Source organism: Ferranicluibacter rubi (assembly GCF_011603255.1).
GTDB classification, from domain to species: Bacteria; Pseudomonadota; Alphaproteobacteria; order Rhizobiales; family Rhizobiaceae; genus Ferranicluibacter; species Ferranicluibacter rubi.
This window is the reverse complement of sequence record NZ_JAANCM010000003.1, coordinates 81,189-99,567: the sequence shown is the minus strand read 5'-3', so window position 1 is coordinate 99,567 and position 18,379 is coordinate 81,189. Positions and strand designations below refer to the sequence as shown.

17 protein-coding genes are annotated in these 18,379 nt (G+C 62.9%); 7 read left to right on the top strand and 10 right to left on the bottom strand.

The window, feature by feature from the left end; all coding sequences use genetic code 11:
* Positions 1–100: 100 nt before the first annotated feature.
* Positions 101–277 carry a hypothetical protein gene (locus G8E10_RS25860; protein WP_207901549.1) on the top strand — a complete coding sequence of 59 codons (177 nt, stop codon included), beginning with the start codon at positions 101–103 and terminating at the stop codon, positions 275–277.
* Positions 274–678, top strand: a complete 405-nt coding sequence (locus tag G8E10_RS25855) for a PadR family transcriptional regulator (protein WP_207901548.1) — start codon at positions 274–276, stop codon at positions 676–678. Before G8E10_RS25860 ends, G8E10_RS25855 begins: the two co-directional genes overlap by 4 nt.
* A 143-nt stretch (positions 679–821) precedes the next feature.
* On the opposite strand, the gene G8E10_RS07060 is transcribed toward G8E10_RS25855, so the two are convergent.
* From G8E10_RS07060 to G8E10_RS07025, 8 genes are all read right to left on the bottom strand, one after another.
* Complete coding sequence (locus G8E10_RS07060) at positions 822–1,202, bottom strand: PRC-barrel domain-containing protein (RefSeq protein WP_110802475.1); 381 nt, start codon at positions 1,200–1,202, stop codon at positions 822–824.
* A gap of 108 nt (positions 1,203–1,310) precedes the next feature.
* On the bottom strand, positions 1,311–2,426 hold the full coding sequence (locus G8E10_RS07055) for an ABC transporter ATP-binding protein (protein ID WP_110802477.1): 1,116 nt from the start codon (positions 2,424–2,426) through the stop codon (positions 1,311–1,313).
* A 3-nt stretch (positions 2,427–2,429) separates the two neighbouring features.
* On the bottom strand, positions 2,430–3,254 hold the full coding sequence (locus G8E10_RS07050) for a carbohydrate ABC transporter permease (RefSeq protein ID WP_110802479.1): 825 nt from the start codon (positions 3,252–3,254) through the stop codon (positions 2,430–2,432).
* Between the two features lie 2 nt (positions 3,255–3,256).
* Positions 3,257–4,189, bottom strand: coding sequence for a carbohydrate ABC transporter permease (locus G8E10_RS07045; RefSeq protein ID WP_110728904.1), 933 nt, complete (start codon positions 4,187–4,189; stop codon positions 3,257–3,259).
* A gap of 189 nt (positions 4,190–4,378) precedes the next feature.
* Entirely contained in the window at positions 4,379–5,638 is a 1,260-nt protein-coding gene (locus G8E10_RS07040) for an ABC transporter substrate-binding protein (RefSeq protein WP_110802481.1), read from the bottom strand.
* Positions 5,639–5,672: 34 nt separating this feature from the next.
* The gene (locus tag G8E10_RS07035) at positions 5,673–6,854 is read right to left on the bottom strand and encodes a PLP-dependent transferase (protein ID WP_110802484.1); all 1,182 of its coding nucleotides are present in this window, start codon (positions 6,852–6,854) and stop codon (positions 5,673–5,675) included.
* Positions 6,851–7,525 carry a FadR/GntR family transcriptional regulator gene (locus G8E10_RS07030; RefSeq protein ID WP_110802492.1) on the bottom strand — a complete coding sequence of 225 codons (675 nt, stop codon included), beginning with the start codon at positions 7,523–7,525 and terminating at the stop codon, positions 6,851–6,853. The genes G8E10_RS07035 and G8E10_RS07030 overlap by 4 nt, the downstream gene beginning before the upstream one ends.
* A gap of 344 nt (positions 7,526–7,869) precedes the next feature.
* Positions 7,870–8,325 carry an RbsD/FucU family protein gene (locus G8E10_RS07025; RefSeq protein ID WP_110728900.1) on the bottom strand — a complete coding sequence of 152 codons (456 nt, stop codon included), beginning with the start codon at positions 8,323–8,325 and terminating at the stop codon, positions 7,870–7,872.
* A 293-nt stretch (positions 8,326–8,618) separates the two neighbouring features.
* On the opposite strand from G8E10_RS07025, the gene G8E10_RS07020 reads away from it, so the two are divergent.
* From G8E10_RS07020 to G8E10_RS07005, 4 genes are all read left to right on the top strand, one after another.
* Complete coding sequence (locus G8E10_RS07020) at positions 8,619–10,697, top strand: ATP-dependent helicase (RefSeq protein ID WP_110802494.1); 2,079 nt, start codon at positions 8,619–8,621, stop codon at positions 10,695–10,697.
* 165 nt (positions 10,698–10,862) lie between these two features.
* Positions 10,863–11,915 carry a DNA polymerase IV gene (dinB, locus tag G8E10_RS07015; protein ID WP_245420196.1) on the top strand — a complete coding sequence of 351 codons (1,053 nt, stop codon included), beginning with the start codon at positions 10,863–10,865 and terminating at the stop codon, positions 11,913–11,915.
* Positions 11,916–12,297: 382 nt separating this feature from the next.
* Positions 12,298–12,786: a DUF4126 family protein gene (locus tag G8E10_RS07010; RefSeq protein ID WP_110802496.1), complete on the top strand. Its 489-nt coding sequence runs from the start codon at positions 12,298–12,300 to the stop codon at positions 12,784–12,786.
* Complete coding sequence (locus tag G8E10_RS07005; RefSeq protein WP_110802498.1) at positions 12,783–14,168, top strand: FAD-containing oxidoreductase; 1,386 nt, start codon at positions 12,783–12,785, stop codon at positions 14,166–14,168. Before G8E10_RS07010 ends, G8E10_RS07005 begins: the two co-directional genes overlap by 4 nt.
* A gap of 61 nt (positions 14,169–14,229) precedes the next feature.
* On the opposite strand, the gene G8E10_RS07000 is transcribed toward G8E10_RS07005, so the two are convergent.
* Both G8E10_RS07000 and G8E10_RS06995 read right to left on the bottom strand, forming a co-directional pair.
* The gene (locus G8E10_RS07000) at positions 14,230–16,233 is read right to left on the bottom strand and encodes a methyl-accepting chemotaxis protein (RefSeq protein WP_110802500.1); all 2,004 of its coding nucleotides are present in this window, start codon (positions 16,231–16,233) and stop codon (positions 14,230–14,232) included.
* A 152-nt stretch (positions 16,234–16,385) separates the two neighbouring features.
* A complete protein-coding gene (locus tag G8E10_RS06995) occupies positions 16,386–17,381 on the bottom strand; it encodes a bile acid:sodium symporter family protein (RefSeq protein ID WP_110802502.1) in 996 nt (331 codons plus the stop codon).
* 114 nt (positions 17,382–17,495) lie between these two features.
* Here G8E10_RS06995 and G8E10_RS06990 point away from each other — a divergent pair, with 114 nt between their 5' ends.
* Positions 17,496–18,350, top strand: coding sequence for a LysR substrate-binding domain-containing protein (locus G8E10_RS06990; RefSeq protein ID WP_110802504.1), 855 nt, complete (start codon positions 17,496–17,498; stop codon positions 18,348–18,350).
* The last annotated feature ends 29 nt before the right edge of the window (positions 18,351–18,379 follow it).

Sequence of the window (18,379 nt, the reverse complement as noted above, 5' to 3'; positions counted from 1 at the left end):
TCCTCACCTGAAACAGCCGGCATACTTTCCCCGGAGCCTCGGACGGAAATTCGCGACCCCGCAGCCGAATCTCCCGCCGAGCATTCCCATGAGGGAAAGCATGCCCATCACGGAAAGCACGAGCGACACGGCCATGGACACCGTGGCGGACCCCGCGGGGAGCATGGTGACCACGGCGAACGGCACGGCCGGCATGGTGGACATGAGGGAGAGCGGCGCGGCGGGCGGCATCGCCTGTTTGACTACGGTGAATTTCGCCTGCTTCTTCTTGCAATGATCGCGGACCGTCCGAGCCATGGCTACGAGCTGATCAAGGCCGTCGAGGAGAGGTCGGGCGGCAACTACGTCCCCAGCCCGGGCGTCGCTTACCCCACCCTCGCCTGGCTCGACGACATGGGCTATGCGGTGATCGAGCCGGAAGAAAAAGGCCGGAAGCTCTATCGCATCACTGCGGAAGGACAGACGTTCCTGATGGAAAACCGTGAGATGGCGGATATTCTGCTCGCCCGGCTCTCGCCCTCGGCCCGTGGACACATTCCACCGCCTGTTCTGCGCGCCATGGAGAATGTCAAATTCGCGCTGCGCCTCCGACTGAAGCAGGAAACGGTCGATGCCGAGACCATCGAGGCGATCGCCTCGGCGCTCGATGCGGCCGCGAAAGCCATCGAGCGTAGCTGAAAGACATCGTGTTACGTGCGGCGCCTTGGACGATAGGGAGTGCACGACGATGTCGAGCCCTGCTCAAAGCAAAACCGGCCCTGAGAAGGGGCCGGTTTCCGATCTCCAAAGCGCAAGCCGACGGTCGCCGGCGTTCGTTCGGATCAATCGTTGTATACTGGCAGCTGTGCCGCAGCGGCGGAATCGATATCGACGACCAGACGCAGACCATTCTGCTTGACCTTGTCGAGCGCGACCACACGATGCTCGCGGCCAAGATTGGCGCTGCGTTCGAAATCGATGGCCACGCCGGTCGGGGTCATCTTGTCGCTGCCCACGACGTCCTCGATCTCGCCAATCTTCTGGCCGGCCGCATTGTAGACGTTCATGCTTTCCAGATCGTCTGCCGTAACGTTGAAGCCCGGAACCATCGTCTTTCCCGACACGTCGACCAATGCCGTGGCCGGGGCCTGCGCGAAGGACGCTCCAGCGCCAGCGAGAAGAACAAGGGTCATGGTTGCGATGCGGGTATTGCGCTTTGTCATGGTGACTCCGTCTTATAGGATGATGACGCAGACCACGATCGGCGCAGCCTGCAGCCCGGAGAAGGCGCAAACCACTCGATAGGTTCCCCTAAAGATGTCGCTCGACGATCACGACGCTGTCAGCGACGAGACCCCGCTGCCTTCCAGCGTGCCGAGCGCAATCCGCTGACCATCCGGGCCGAACAGATGCAAGCGCTCCGCGGGAAAGCCGACCGTCAGGTCGGTGCCCGGTGCCAGAAGCGCCCGGTCGCTGGTGAAGATTTTGAACGGCAGCCCATGCACCGTAAGGTGCAGAATGATACCGAGCCCGGTCGGCTCGATCAGTTCGACGGACGCCGCAACGCCACCGGTCACTGGACGAATGGCGACATGCTCGGGACGGATGCCGAGCGTGACGGATGTTCCCTCGGCCAGATCCACCGCCTGCCCCAGCAAGATCGTCGTTCCGTTGGTGAGCTGTACAAGGCTCGTCCCGTTGTCGGAAATCATCGTGCCTTCCAGCATGTTCATGCCCGGCGAGCCGATGAAGCCGGCGACGAAGAGATTGGCAGGCCGGTCGTAGAGCTCGAGCGGCGCCCCGATCTGCTGCACCGAACCGGCATTCATCGCGACGATGCGCGATGCGAGCGTCATTGCCTCGATCTGGTCGTGGGTAACGTAGACGGAGGTCGCGCCGAATTCGGCGTGCATGCGCTTGATCTCGGCCCGCATCTGCTCGCGCAGGCGTGCATCGAGATTGGAGAGCGGCTCGTCGAACAGGAAGGCCTTCGGCTGGCGGACGATGGCGCGGCCCATGGCGACGCGCTGCCGCTGTCCACCGGAGAGGGCCTTGGGGCGCCGGCCGAGGAAGGGATCGAGGCCGAGCTTGGCCGACGCGGCGGCAACGGCGGCGGCGATCTTCTCCTTCGGCGTGCGGCGCAGGCGCAGGCTGTAGCTCATATTGTCGGCGACCGTCATGTGCGGATAGAGCGCATAGGACTGAAACACCATGGCGATGTCGCGGTCCTTGGGTTTGAGATCGTTGACCTCGCGCCCGTCGATCGACATCGTTCCGGACGAGATCGATTCCAGCCCCGCGATCATCCGCAGCAGAGTGGACTTGCCGCAGCCGGAAGGGCCGACGAGAACGATGAACTCGCCATCCTGTATCGACAGATCGACGCCGTGGAGCACCGGGTGGTCTCCATAGGTCTTGACGATATCGCGCATTTCGATAGAGGCCATGGATTACCCTTTCACCGCGCCGGCCGTCAGGCCCTGCACGAGATACCGCTGGATCAGGAGGAAGAAGAGGCAGGCCGGCACCAGCGCCATGACGCCCGCGGCCATCATCTGCCCGAAATCGACGGAGAATTTCGACACGAAGGTGAGAAGCCCGACCGGGAATGTCGCGCTGTCGTTGCCCGAGATCAGCATGAGCGCGAACAGCAGCTCGCTCCATGCGGCCGTGAAGACGAAGCCGAGTGTGGCGGCAATGCCGGGCAGTGTCAGCGGCAGGATGATCTGGCGGAAGGCGGTGAACCGGCTTGCCCCGTCGATCATCGCCGCATCCTCCAGATCCCTCGGAATGCCATCGAAGAAGGATTGCATGAGGAAGGTCGCAAACGGCACGTTAAAGGCGGTGTAGACGATGATGAGGCCCGTGAGGCTGTTGGTAAGCCCAAGCGGCGAGAGCATCTTGAAGATCGGCGCGACCAGCATGACCAGCGGAAACATCTGTGTAATCAGCATCAGCGCCACGACGGCATATTTGCCCCGGAAGACGAAGCGGGAGAGCGCATAGCCCGAGAGCGACGAGATCAGCGTGACGGCCAGCGCCGTCGAACCGGCGACGATCAGGCTGTTGCGGAAGAAGATCGGGAAAGCGCTGTTTTCGAGGACGTAGCGGTAATGCTCGAGCGTCGCATGCGACGGCCACATGCGCACGCCTTCGCTATAGAGCAGGTCGTTCGGCGTCACCGAGACCTTGAGCAGCCAGTAGAGCGGGAACAGCGCGAAGACGACATAGGCGAGAATGGCCAGGCGATGCGCGATGGTGAGGAGGATGCTCATGGTCAATCCTTCTCGATCAGGCGCTGGCGAATGACGACGATCACCATGGAGTAGGCGAGAAGCAGGACGAGGAGGACAAGCGCGATGGCCGAGGCATAGCCGAAATCGAGCCGCTTGAACGCCTGCGTGAAGATGTAGCTCGCGACGATCTGGGTGCGGTCGGCCGGGCCGCCATTGGTCATGACGATGATGAGATCGGCGAAGTTGGCGATCCAGACCGTGCGCAGGAGGACCGTGATGGCGATGGTCGGCGCGAGGAAGGGCAGCGTGATCGAGGTGAAGCGCTGCAACGGATTGGCGCCGTCGATCGCGGCGGCTTCATAGAGATCGCGCGGGATGGCTTGAAGGGCGGCGAGCAAGGTGATCGCGAAGAACGGAATGCCCCACCAGACATTGGCAATGATCGGCCCCCACATGGCGAGATGCGGATCGGCAAGGATGTTGTTCGGCGCCGACATGATGCCGAGCGAGACCATCCAGTGCGGCAGCGGGCCGATGACCGGATTGAACATCCACGCCCAGTTGAGCCCAGCAAGGAAAGTGGGCACGGCCCAGGGCAGAAAGACCAGCGCCTGTGCGAGGCCGCGTCCGGCAAACGGCTTGTCGAGGAGAAGCGCCAGAATGAGGCCAAAGAAGAACTGGAGAAAGACGGAGGCTCCGGTCCACCAGAGCGTATTGCGCAGTGCGCGATAGAAGGCCGTATCCTGCGAAAGCTCGCGAAAATGATCGAGCCCGACGAATCCCCCGGAGAACGGATTGAGCAGCTGGATATCGCGGAACGCGTAGGACAGGCCGAGTATAAGCGGCACCAGCATGACGGCGATGATAAGCACGAGCACGGGTGCCGTGTAGAGCCATGGCTCGGCGGCATCGGCAAGCCGGCGTGCGAAAGGCTTGCGCGGGCGCGGGCGGCTGCCGGTCGTGGAAAGGGTCATGGAGTCGTCACCTGAAGGTCCGGCGCTCATGTTTGTCAGGGATAAGTGGAAGCCGGTTATCCTGAAAAGACAAACGAAAACAATAAAAGCGAGAGTCTGGCTGGCTCAGATTGAGCCTGAAAGACTGTAGCGTGAAGGCGAAGCCCGGCGCGCAGCGGAAGGACCGCGCGCCGGGCTCTCGACGAGGGATTATTTCGACGCGAGGAACTTCTTCTGCGCCTTCGTCATGTAGTCCGCCCACTGCTTGCCAAGCTCTTCCGGCGTGATGTCGCCGAGCAGCGCTTCCTGCGAGGTCTTGATGACCAGCGAGTCCTTGAAGAAAGCGAATTCCTCAAGATAGGTCGGCATGGTCGTCGGCACGGCGTTCGTGTCGGCAAGCTCCGCAAACCAGCCCTTGAACTGTTCGCTCTGATAGAACGGGTCCTTCTCGGCGGTCGTCAGAGCCGGCAGGGCGCCGGTCTTCTTGTTCCACTCGATATTGCCTTCCGGCCCTTCGAGCGTGGAGATGAGCTTCCAGGAGAGATCCTTGTTGGCAGACGAGGCCATCATCGACCAGCCGGCAAAGCCGATGGTCGGGAAGGTCTTGCCGTCCGGGCCCTTCGGCATGGTCATGACGCCGAAGTCCTCGGCCTTCATACGCTGCGCAATCGCGATCAGGGCGTCCGGGTCCTGATCGAGGAAGGCGCAGGTGCCGGAGTAGAAGCCGGCGACGATCTCGTTGAAGCCCCAGTTGACGCTGTCCTTCGGAGCATAGCCATTCTTGTAGAGATCGACCACATAGGTCAGGCCCTTGATCCAACCGGGGCTGTCGAAGGTCGAGGTGCCGTCTTCGTTGAAGAAGCTGTTGGACCCGGCCATGCTGGCGCCGAACATGACCCAGCCATTCAAACCTCCCGGGCCGCCGCGCAGGCAGTAGCCATACTTGCCGGGGATGGCGGAAACCTTCTTGGAGGCCTCGGCGAACGCTTCCAGCGTCTTCGGCGGTTCGGTGACGCCGGCCTGTTCGAGCAGCTTCTTGTTGTAGAACATCGCCCGGAGATAGAAACCGTAGGGCAGCATATAGGCCGTGTCCTTGACGTCGCGGCCGAGCTCCAGCGTGCGGGCGCTGAGGTCCTTGGTGTATTCCCACTCTTTCAGATAGGGCTCCAGGCTCTCCAGCATGCCGTTATTGGCGTAGAGCGAGAGCCAGGTGTCCGGCATTTCGATGACGTCCGGCACATCGCCGGCCGAGACCATGGTCGCGAACTTCTGGAAGGCATCGCTCCAGGGCAGAGAAACGATCTCGACCTTCGTGCCCGGATTGGCGCTTTCGAATTTGGAGACGATGCTTTTCAGCGTCTCGGTACGCTCCGGGCTGGTGATGACTTCGACGAGCTTCAGGGTGGTATCGGCAAAAGCCGTTCCAGCCATCAGGGCGGTGAAGAGTGTGGCTGCGATCAGACGTTTCATGCTGTTCTCCCTTTTTTTGATTTGAATGTCAGTTTTAGGACGCGGCGGCGGATGTCGCGGCGTGGATGGCGGGCTCCAGATCGGCCCAGAGCGCTTCGGTTCCCTCCAGCCCCACGTGCAGGCGGACGGAGCGAGCGCTGATGCCGAAGGTGTGTGCGGAGTTCGGCTGCGCCTTCTGCTCCAGAACGACCTCGCCGGGAACGATCAGGCTTTCATGCCCGCCCCAGGATACGCCGAGCTTGAAGAGCCGAAGCCGATCGGCAAAGGCCCTGACATCGACACCCTCGCGGAAGATGAAAGAGAAGAGGCCGGACGTGCCGTTCAGCCCTGGCGGCAGGCGGTTGGCAAGCCCTGGATGGCACACGGTCTCCACCACATCCATCGCCTGAAGACGCGTCGCGATCTCCAGCGCGGACGCCTGATGCTGCTTCATGCGGATCGGCAGGGTGCGCAGGCCCCGCACAATGAGCCAGGCGTCGAACGGCGAGAGCTTGCCGCCGAGATAGGGATAGGCCTCGCCCCGGATGCGGTCGATCAGCGCCTTCGGGCCAGCCACGACGCCGGCGACGACATCGCTATGGCCGCCAAGATATTTGGAGGCGGAATGCAGCACGAGATCGCAGCCGAGCGACAATGGCTGCTGGAAGATCGGGCTTGCCCAGGAATTGTCGATGACCGAAATCGCGCCGTGACGGCGCGCGATGGCGCCGAGCGCGCCGACATCATGCGCCTCCATCACCCAGCTCGTCGGGCTTTCCATGTAGAAGAGCTTGGCGCCCGGCATGGCCGCTTCGACCGCCGCCTCGTCGCGACCGTCGACATAGGTGACCGCGATGTTCATGCGCTTGAAGAAGGTGCCGAACAGACGAAAAGCGTCGGGATAGAGATGGCGGACAGCGACGATCCGATCGCCGGGCTCGACAAAGGACAGGACCGTCGAGGAAATCGCCGCCATGCCGCTCGCAAAGGCGAGCGCATCCTCCGCGCCTTCGAGCTTTGCCAGCATTTCCTCGAACAGACGGACGGTCGGGTTCAGGCCGCGCGTATAGACCGGCCGGTTGCGTTCGCCGCGATAGGTCGCGACCATCTCGTCATAGCTCGAAAAGGTGAAGAGCGAGGTCTGCACGATCGGCGGCACGACGGCCTCGAAGGCATGGGTCTCGTCATGGGCGACGATCAGCGAGGCGGGATCGAAGAGATCGTGGCCTGGGGTCATTTCGACATGTCCTTGATATCTTCCTCGACGATGGCGAGGATCTTCAGCGTTTCCGTTCGCGCAGCTTCAGCGTTGCCTGCGGCGATCGCATCGAAGAGCGTCCGGTGGAAGGGAAAGGAGCGCGCCGCAAAATCCGGCCGATCGAAGGGCTTCGACCAGAAGCGCTCGAAACCGCCACGCATCTGCTCCAGCAGTTGCCGAAACAGCGGGTTGTGGGTGGCGTCGTAGATCGAGAGGTGGAACGCGAGATCGGCCTTGCCTGATGTGCCCTCGGCAAGATGCACGGTCTCCATTTCATCGAGGCGGGCTTCGATGGTCTTGAGGTCCGTTTCCGTCCGGCGGCGGGCGGCGGCCATGGAGGCCTCGACCTCGATACCGCGGCGAACCTCGAGCGTCATCAACAGGGCGTCGCGAAGGCCGACGGATTCGAACGAGAGCGGCATATGGACCGTGCCGGCGGAAATCGGCTTCAGCAGGTAATTGCCGCTACCCTTGCGGCTTTCGACCACTCCCAGAGCCTGAAACTTGCCGATCGCCTCACGGATGGTCGATCGGCCGACGCTGAGCGCCAGCATCAATTCGCGCTCGGCCGGCAATCTGTCCCCAGCCTTGAGGCCGGCATGCTCCACATACTGCGCCAGCGCCGTCTCGACTTGCTGCGCCCGGTTCATCGGCGGCAACGGCTCGATGCGCGTCGGTGCACGGGGCGACGCACTCACGACAAGGACTCGTTTAAAGAGAATTGGTCTGACATCCTGCCAATTGAGGATGGCTGTGATGGTTTGTCAAGACGCTGCAGTCGGAAGCTTTATGCTTTTTTGCTCATGGACATCTCATGCCCCATGGATGCCCGCCGTAGGCTGACTGTTGTGTAACCCATCAGCGAGGCCCACCGATAGCCGCCGCCGCAATCGCGTCGAGCTTCCGGGTATTGCCGAGGACGGGCTCGGCAATACCCGGGCGGCCATGCTGTTGCCTGCCTGCTGGCGTCATCGCGATCAGAAAGGAGAGGGATTTACGCGCCGGCCGGGGGAATGACGCCCTTGGTGAACAGGAAGCAGCCGTAGAACCGCGTTTCCCCCGTCGAGATGACGCAATAGGCCTTCTTCGCCAGATCGTAGAAGGCGAAGCGCTCGATCCCGTACATGGGGCAAGGCTTGCCCTCGGCACGGTCGATCTCCGCCTGAACCTCGCGCTGCACATCCGGCACCTCGTCCGGTGCGCCCATCACTTCCATGCGGCCCGCCGAATTCTGCAGCGGCGTATCCAGCGGCAGCACCGAGAGGATCGCGGCGATCGCCTGGGGTGCGCTCAGATTGGCCATCGTCAGCGGCCGCCCGATGACCGTCTGTCGCCCGACGCTATCGGTCGGAAAATTGGTGTCCGATATGACGAGCGTATCGCCATGCCCCATGGAGCGGAGTGCATGCAGCACGTCGGCGCCGAGCGCCGGATGAATATTCTTCAGCAAGAAAACCTCCCATTACGTCTTCGTCGCGGCTCCCGCCGCGATCTCTGAATGCCCACGTCACGGCTCCCGCCGTGAGGCCTTTGACGATGTAACGCTCCAGGAAGATTCCGGCCAGCACCAAAGGCATGATAGCGGTCATCGACCACCCGTTAACGCGCTGCGATCCCGTTTGGCTCGCGACAGCCCTGTTCAAGCTTTTCCCTGGCTGATATGTTCGTTATTTGTTCCCAAGTCCTCGGCGCGACGATTCTGCGTCTTGTTCCGGAACATGCAGGCAGGACGGGGAAGACGGCATGGCGGCAGTAGCCTATCTGGAGACGTTGAACGAGCGGCAGCGCCAAGCCGTCGAGCACGGCATCGTCTCCAACGGGACAACATCCGACACGGTCGCAGGTCCGCTGCTGATCATCGCGGGCGCCGGATCGGGCAAGACCAATACGCTCGCGCACCGCGTCGCCCATCTCATCGTTCACGGTGCCGATCCCCGGCGTATCCTTCTGCTGACCTTTTCGCGCCGCGCCGCGTCCGAGATGGCGCGGCGGGTCGAGCGGATCTGCCGGAAGGTGCTCGGCGCTAACGCGGGCGTTCTGACCGACGCCCTTTCCTGGTCCGGCACGTTTCATGGCATCGGCGCGCGCCTGCTGCGGATGTACGCCGAGCAGATCGGCCTCGATATCGATTTCACCATCCACGACCGTGAAGATAGTGCCGACCTGATGAACCTCGTGCGTCACGAACTCGGCTTCTCCAAGATGGAAAGCCGGTTTCCCACCAAGGGCACCTGCCTGTCCATCTATTCCCGGGTGGTGAATTCGCAGACACCGCTGACCGACGTGCTGCGCCTGCATTTTTCCTGGGTCGCCGGGTGGGAAGCGCAGCTGAAGACACTGTTTGCTGCCTATGTCGCCGCCAAGCAGGCCCAGAACGTGCTCGATTACGACGATCTCCTGCTCTACTGGGCGCAGATGGTGTCCGATCCCGGCCTTGCGCAGGATATCGGGGATCGTTTCGACCATGTGATGGTGGACGAGTATCAGGATACGAACCGGCTGCAGGCCTCGGTGCTGATGGCGCTGAAGCCCGGCGGTCGCGGCCTGACCGTGGTCGGCGACGACGCACAATCCATCTACGCCTTTCGCGCCGCCACCGTTCGCAACATCCTCGATTTCCCCGCCTCCTTCAGCCCGGCGGCGGATGTGATCACGCTCGACCGCAATTATCGTTCGACCCAGACCATTCTCGCCGCCGCCAATGGCGTCATCGATCTCGCGCGGGAACGGTTCACCAAGAATCTCTGGACGGAGCGCCAGTCGGCCGAGCGGCCGAAGCTGGTGACGGTGAAAGATGAGACGGATCAGGCCGCCTTCATCGTCGAACAGGTTTTGGCGAACCGCGAAACCGGCATGACGCTGAAGCAGCAGGCCGTGCTGTTCCGCTCGTCGAACCACAGCGGGCCGCTTGAAGTCGAACTGACGCGGCGCAATATTCCCTTCGTGAAGTTCGGCGGTTTGAAATTTCTCGATAGCGCGCATGTGAAGGACATGCTGGCCGTGCTGCGGTTCGCGCAGAACCCGCGCGACCGGGTGGCGGGCTTCCGGCTGCTGCAGATGCTGCCGGGCGTCGGCCCGCAGACGGCGGGCAAGATCCTCGATGCGATCGCGGCCGATCCCGAGCCGCTCGCAGCCCTGGCCGAAATCCCCGCTCCGCCCCGTGCCGGTGACGACTGGAGCCGCTTCGTCACCATGCTAGAAAGCCTGCGAAAGTCCGGCCCGGGCTGGCCGGCGGAGATCGGTCTCGCACGGATGTGGTACGAGCCGCATCTCGACCGCATCCACGAGGACGCCGAAACGCGCAAGGCGGACCTCCTGCAACTGGAGCAGATCGCCACCGGCTATGCCTCGCGTGAGCGCTTCCTGACCGAACTGACGCTCGATCCTCCGGATGCCACAAGCGACCAGGCCGGCGTGCCGCTGTTGGACGAGGATTATCTCATCCTCTCGACCATCCACTCCGCCAAGGGGCAGGAATGGCGGTCCGTCTTCATGCTGAACGTGGTCGATGGCTGCATCCCGTCCGATTTGGGAACCGGGACGACGCAGGAAATCGAGGAGGAGCGCCGCCTTCTCTATGTCGGCATGACGCGCGCGAAAGACAGTCTGGCGCTGATCACGCCGCAGCGCTTTTTCACCCACGGGCAGAACCCGCAGGGCGATCGGCATGTCTATGCCGCGCGAACCCGCTTCATTCCAGCGACGCTGCTCCAGTTCTTCGAGAGCGCGACCTGGCCGCTGGTATCAGCCTCCGCCTCGGAACGCAGCGCGCGGGAAATCCGCATCGACGTCGCCGCCCGCATGCGCGGCATGTGGAGCTAGGCCGTGCAGACGGGCGCTTCCGATAGGCCGGAAACGGCAGCAAGAGCGGCGGCCCGCGAGGCTCAGGATCTGGCAGAAGCGCTGGCCGCACCCGTTCCCGATGCTGTACCGGGGGAAAGCGTGGAGCCACGGGATGCCCCGGTGCGCAAAATCATCCATGTCGATATGGACGCCTTCTATGCCTCGGTCGAGCAGCGGGACAACCCGGAGCTTCGCGGCAAGCCCCTTGCCGTCGGCGGATCGGCTGCACGGGGCGTGGTGGCGGCAGCGAGCTACGAAGCCCGAGTGTTCGGCGTGCATTCCGCCATGGCGTCCGTCACCGCCAAGCGCAAATGCCCGGACTTGATCTTCGTCAAACCGCGTTTCGAGGTCTACCGCGCCGTGTCGCAGCAGATCCGGGAGATCTTTGCGGAATACACGCCTCTGATCGAGCCTCTATCGCTGGACGAGGCCTATCTCGATGTAACGGAAAACCTGAAAGGCATGGAGATCGCAACCGAGATCGCCGCCGAGATCCGCGCCCGGATCTTCGCCGCCACCGGTCTCACGGCCTCGGCGGGCATCAGCTATAACAAGTTCCTCGCCAAGATGGCGTCGGACCAGCGCAAGCCCAATGGTCAATTCGTCATCACGCCGAAGAACGGCCCGGCCTTCGTGGAGGCCCTGCCGGTCAAGAAATTCCACGGCGTGGGCCCGGCCACGGCCGAGCGGATGAAGAAGCACGGCATCGAGACGGGCCTTGATCTCAAAACGAAGCCGCTCGCCTATCTCCAGCAGCATTTCGGCAAATCCGGCGCGTATTTCCACGGGATCGCGCGCGGCATCGACGAGCGGCGCGTGCGGCCGGACCGTATTCGCAAGTCGGTCGGCGCCGAGGACACCTTTAGCGAGGACATATCCGACCTCGTCCTCGCCGAGGCCGAACTGCGCCCGCTGGCGGAGAAGGTCTGGCGGTACTGCGAGGCGCATGACATCACCGGCAAAACGGTGACGGTGAAGATCAAATACGCGGATTTCACGCAGGCGACGCGCGCGCGAACGCTGGCGGCGAACTTTGCTCGTATCGATGATGTTCTTGAGGTCGCCGACCAGTTGCTGGCGACGGTCCATCCCTTTCGCCGGCCTGTGCGGCTTCTCGGCGTAACGCTGTCATCGCTGACGACGAACGGCGCGAGTCCCGACACGAGCGAGGAACCGCAGCTCGATCTCGGTCTGTAGGTCTCTCGGCACTTGGGGAGCAGCAAGCAATAGGCTCAAAACGAAAAAGCCTGCCGCGGGAGGAGGTGCGGCAGGCTTTTCGATAAGAACCGAACAGCGACTGGGAGGAGGATGTCGCCATTCCTTCGAACGATCCTGGGAGGAGGAGGGGAGCGTTCGAACTACGAAGGGACGCGGGAGGAGGTGCATCGCTTCGTTGAGATAATATTTACGCCGAGACGCCTGCCCTTACGAGAGGCAATGTTGCAGTGCAGCTATGCAGAAATCGAAGGGCACGACCGTGTGGCGCTTCATCAGTAGAACAGCGCAGCTACGCATGGCCCTTGTCCACAATGTCAGTCTGTGATTGCATTGCGAATGCCGATCCGGCCTTGGAGGTTTCATGCTCTTGTTTCTTGCATTCCTGATCGGCGTCATCGCCGGCCTGCGCGCCATGACCGCGCCGGCAGCCATTGCCTGGGCCGCTACGCTCGGATGGATCGATCTCTCCGGCTCCTGGGCATCCTTCATGAGCTCGATCTGGGCGGCCGGACTCCTCACCGTCCTGGCAATCGGCGAATACGTCACCGACCAGTTGCCGACAACGCCAAGCCGCAAGGTGCCGGTACAGTTCGCCACCCGCGTCGTGGTCGGCGCGCTCTGCGGTGCGATCATCGGAACGCCCTCCGGCGGCTGGTTGATCTGCCTCGTTGCCGGTCTCCTCGGCGCCATCGCCGGCACCCTCGGTGGAGCCGCTCTGCGGGCCCGCCTCGCAGCAAGTTTCGGCCGCGATCGGCCGGCAGCCTTTGTCGAGGACGCTATCGCCATCATCGGAGCGTTTCTCATCATGAGCGCCCTGCCCGTCTCGGCGTCCATGCCGATCCCTGCATGAGAACGTTCGACGCGATCATCATCGGTGCCGGACAGGCCGGCCCGTCGCTCGCCGCTCGCCTGTCCGCCGCCGGGCGCTCCGTCGCCATCATCGAGCGCAAGCATGTCGGCGGAACCTGCGTCAACACCGGGTGCAAGCCGACCAAGGCGCTCGTCGCCAGTGCTCACGCCGCCCATATCGCCCGGCGCGCCGCGGATTTTGGCGTCGTCATCGGCGGAGACGTGACGATCGACATGCCCTCCGTATTCCGCCGGTCGCACAAGATCACGCTCGACAGCCGCATGAGCAACGAGCGATGGCTGGAGGGGCTTGAAAACTGCACCCTGATCCGCGGCCATGCGCGGTTCGAGGATCGCACGACGGTACGTGTCGGCGACGAGCGCCTGTTCGCGCCGCAGATCTTCATCAATGTCGGCGGCCGGGCCGCCATCCCGGATTTCCCCGGAATCCATGACGTTCCCTTTATGACCAACAGCGACATCGTCATGCTAGAGCGTGTGCCGAAACACCTCATTATCGTCGGTGGCAGCTATATCGGTCTGGAATTCGCCCAGATGTACCATCGCTTTGGAGCCGAGGTGACCATTGTCGAAAAAGGGCCTCGACTCGTCGCGCGAGAAGACGAGGAAATATCGGACGCGATCCAAGCGGTGCTGGAGGGCGAAGGCATCGCGGTTCGAACCGCAGCAGAGTGCATCCGCTTTTCCCGCGACGGCGAAGACGTCATCGTTGGTGTGAACTGCACGAAGGGCGAGCCAGACATTCGCGGCTCCGACATCTTGCTCGCCACGGGGCGTAAACCCAACACGGATGATCTCGGGCTCGACGCCGCCGGTGTTGCTCTGGATGAACGCGGCTACATCATCGTCGATGACGCGCTCGCCACCAGCGCGCCCGGCATCTGGGCAATGGGCGACTGCAACGGCCGCGGCGCCTTCACCCATACGGCGTACAATGATTTTGAAATCATCGCGGCGAACCTGCTGGATGGCGAGACCCGCAAGGTTTCCGACCGCCTGCCAGGCTATGCGCTTTACATCGACCCGCCACTCGGCCGTGTCGGAATGAGCGAACGGGAGGCCAGCGCCTCCGGCAGGCGGATCCTCGTCGGACGTCTGCCGATGGCGCGCGTCGGACGGGCCGTCGAGAAAGGGGAGACGCAAGGGCTGATGAAGATCATCGCCGATGCGGACACGCGCGAGATCCTGGGCGCTGCCATTCTCGGCACGGGTGGCGACGAGGCCATTCATGGCGTACTCGACATGATGAATGTCGGCGCACACTACGACGACCTGCGCTGGGCCGTACCGATCCATCCCACCATATCGGAATTCTGGCCGACCCTCGTTCTCGGCATGAAGCCGGTGGATGCCTCCCCATAGAAAAAGGCCCCCGGTTTCGCCGAGGGCCTCTCTTCATGACGGGGCAGGATAGCCGCGTTAATCAGAACTCTTCCCAATTGTCCTGTGCCGCGGCTGCGGCCGGTGCGGCACTGGCGGAACCGCCGGAGAACGCACGTGCGAGCGTGTTCGCCATCTTGCGGGCCGGAGACGCGACGGGAACGGCGCGTGTGGCTGTCGCGAGCGCGGGCCGGCTCGGTGTCTTGACGCGGGGTGCCGGCTGCGACGGCGCTGCCGACGCATAGGATGCCGATGCGCCGCCGAACTGGAAGCGCGCGACCAGATCCTTCAGCCGTGCAGCTTCGGTGGCGAGCGTGGCACCGGCCGCATTGGCCTCTTCCACCATCGCCGCGTTCTGCTGCGTCACCTGATCCATCTGGTTGACGGCCGTGTTGACCTCGGCGAGGCCGACCGACTGTTCGCGCGATGAGGTCGCGATCGCATCCATGTGCTGGTTGATCGTGACGATGTAGGTCTCGATCGTCTTCAACGCTTCGCCTGTCTGGCTGACCAGCTGGACGCCGCTTTGCACTTCGCCTGAAGAATTGCGGATCAGGTCCTTGATTTCCTTGGCAGCTTTGGCCGAGCGTTGGGCGAGTTCACGCACTTCCTGCGCGACCACCGCGAAGCCCTTGCCGGCTTCCCCGGCACGGGCGGCTTCCACACCGGCGTTCAGGGCCAGCAGGTTCGTCTGGAAGGCGATTTCGTCGATGACGCCGATGATCGAGGAAATCTGGTTGGAAGACTGTTCGATCTTGCTCATCGCATCGACCGCGCTGGTGACCACGGCGCCGGACTGGCGAGCGCTGTCGTTGGCCTGCACGGCAATCGTCCGGGCTTCGTCCGCGCGCTTGGAGGAGTTGGCGACGTTGGCGGTGATTTCATCGAGAGCCGCTGCGGTTTCCTCGAGCGAGGCTGCCTGCTGTTCGGTCCGGCGCGACAGGTCGTCGGCGCTCTGACTGATCTCACGCGAACCGCTGTCGATCGAGCCGGTGGCGTCCGCAACCGCGCTCAGCGTGTCGCGAAGCTGCTCGACGGCCCGGTTGAAGTCCGTACGCAACGTCTCGAAGTCGTCGGCGAAGCGCTCGGTGAGCTGGAAACTGAGATCGCCGGAAGCAAGATGCGTCAGACCCTTGGCGAGCCCGCTGGTTGCCTGCGCCATGGCTTCGGCACGCTCCCGCTCCAGTTCGACCTGGCGCCGCCGCTCGCCTTCGCTCAGCGATCGCTGCTGCACGGCTTCCGTTTCCAGCGCACGCGCCTTCAAGCCGTTTTCCTTGAACACTTCCACGGCGCGCGCCATGCCGCCCACTTCGTCGCGGCGATCGGTTCCGATGACATCGGCGTCGAGGTCGCCTGTTGCCAGCCGCTGCATGACGCTACCCAGCGCATCGATTGGCTGCACAAGCCAGGCCCGGATAGCGAAGAATGCCGCGAGGATGACGGTCAGCGTTCCCACGACAACCAAGGCGATCGTCACCCAGTAGGTGTGGATCGATCCGGTCGTCAGCACGTCGCTCTCCGTATTGGCAATGACGAGGAGCTCGTTGGTTTCCTCCGCCATGGCTTGGCTCATGGGGGCGAACTGCGTCTCGCATTCCCGCAGGAAGGCGCCCTGCGCGCTCAGGCGATCCTGCGAGCCCCGTGCACCCGCCGCGCGCGTAAAGGCATTGCCGCAGGCCTCATTGAGGATGGACAGGCCTTTGGTCTTCAGTTCGGAGATTCGTGCGTTCTCGGGCGTTGCAGCCAGTGCCGCGTCCATTTCTGTGCCGAACTGCGTTTTGGCAGCCTGAAGCTCGGCCGTTGCCGCTGCCTTCGCCGCCTCGGTGGTGACGATCATCAGCGTGCCGGCCGCAGCCCGTGCGGTCTGGAATGCCTGGTTGGCAAGAGCGAGTTCCGTGGCGGCCTTCGACTGTTGGGCCAGCAGCGCGGAATAGGCGTCATCGGTTCTCATGATCCGATCGCCCGAGTAGAACGCAACCCCCAGGGAGAAGAGCGCGAAGACGCCCATCAGGCTCAAAAATTTGCCAATGATCGGAATGTGTTTCACAAAATGCCTCAAGCCATACGAACAACGAATGACGGCACCATACGGCGTGAATTTTAAACGATGGTTTACGTGCGCACCAGCATTCGCACATGCGAACAGTTTCTTCGCCTCATCGTGCATACCCGCTTACAGATAGCCTCCTCAAAACCACTTCAGGCGGCGAGCGGCTTTACCTCCGCCTTGTCCTTCAGTCGCGCTGCATATTTCTGGGCGATCACGGCGCAAGCCATGAGCTGGATCTGATGGAACAGCATCAGCGGCAGCACGATGGCACCGACGGAGGAAGAAGCGTTGCCGAAGATGGCATTGGCCATGGGCACGCCGCTGGCCAGCGACTTCTTCGATCCACAGAAGGTGATGGTGATCTCGTCTTCCTTTGAGAAGCCGAGAAGGCGGCTGCCGAACATGGTGATGCAGAGGACAGTGGCCAGGAGCGCCATATCAACGAGAATGACGGCGGCGATATCGCCGAGCGAGAACGTGTGCCACAGCCCTTCCATGACAGCCTCGGAGAACGCGAGGTAGACGACCATCAGGATGGAGCCGCGATCGACGGGCATCAGGAGTTTCTTGCGCGAGCGGATCCAGTTGCCGATCCAGGGCTGCAGGATCTGCCCGACGACGAAGGGCAGCATCAGCTGCAGAAGAATGCTCTGCAGCGCCTCCCAGGAAAACCCGCCGCCGCCCGTGGTGGACAGGACGAGGCCCGTCAGCAGCGGCGTCAGGAACATGCCGAAGATATTGGAGCCGGAGGCCGCGACGATGGCTGCGGGCACATTGCCGCCGGCCATCGAAGTGAATGCGATCGAGGACTGGACCGTCGAGGGCAGGACGCAGAGGAAGAGAATGCCGGTATAGAGCGGGGCGGCGAGAACCGACGTGGGGATGAGGCCGATGGCAAGGCCCAGAAGCGGGAATATGCAGAACGTCGTCAGAAGGATCGTCAGGTGCAGCCGCCAGTGCAGCGCGCCCGCCACCACGGTATCGCGCGACAGGCGCGCGCCATGGAGGAAGAACAGGAGCCCGATCGCAATGTCCGTCGCGATATCGAACACGTCAGCATATCGGCCATGGATCGGCAGGAGCGACGCAAGAATGACGGTGCAGACGAGGAGGACGGTGAAGGTATCGGGCAGGTAGCGGCGCATGGTGGTGATCCCTTGATGGCTCTGGGGACAGGTCTTGCCTTGAAGTTGCGTCGCGTCATCGCTTATCATGTTTCAAGATGCAAACACTAACAGTCATTATAAAGTCCGATAACCGTGCTCAACCTCACCCATCTCGCCAGCTTCGTCATGCTTGAGCAAACCGGGAGCTTCACGGAGACGGCTCTGCGTCTCGGCATCGGTCAGTCTACGGTCACACAGCATATCCAGAGACTGGAAAAAGCGCTTGGGCGACAACTGGTGTTCCGCGATACGCACCAGGTGCGGCTGACGGCGGAGGGAGAAGCGCTTCTCGGCCACGCCCGCGGCATGCTCGATCTGAATGGCAAGGTCGCGGCGCTCTTTGGTGAGAACCGGTTGCGCGGGCGGTTGCGGCTCGGCGTTTCGGAGGATGTCGTGGCCAGCCGCCTGACGGCGATCCTTGCGGACTTCATCCGCCTCTATCCGCTGGTGGATCTCGAAATGACAGTTGCCCTCAGTGCCGTGCTCAATCAGATGCAGGATGCCGGCGATCTCGATCTGGTGCTCGCCAAGCGTCACATCGGCGAAACGCATGGGCGGCTACTCTATCGCGAGCCGCTCGTCTGGCTTGCACAGGACCCTGATCTCCTGCTGTCCCGCGGAAACGCCTTGCCGCTCATCGCCTTCCCCCCACCCTCGATCACGCGGCGCATCGCGCAGGAGGCGCTTGACGCGGCACGCATGCCTTGGCGGATCGTCTGCACCTGCGGCAGTCTGAGCGGGCTGACGGCCGCAGCGCGGGCGGGCATGGGGTTTCTGGTCCAGCCCCGCAGCATGGCGCCAAGCGGCCTGCGCGAGGTCTCGGCAGATCGTCTTCCGCCGCTTGCGGATGTGGAATTCGTGTTGGTGCAGAGACGTGGCGCCGACGCAGCGCTGGTCGATGCATTGTCGAACCTCATCGTTGCGCAGATCGCGCCACACCATGCGTAAGGCCAGAATTCATTTTTGACCCCTGACGA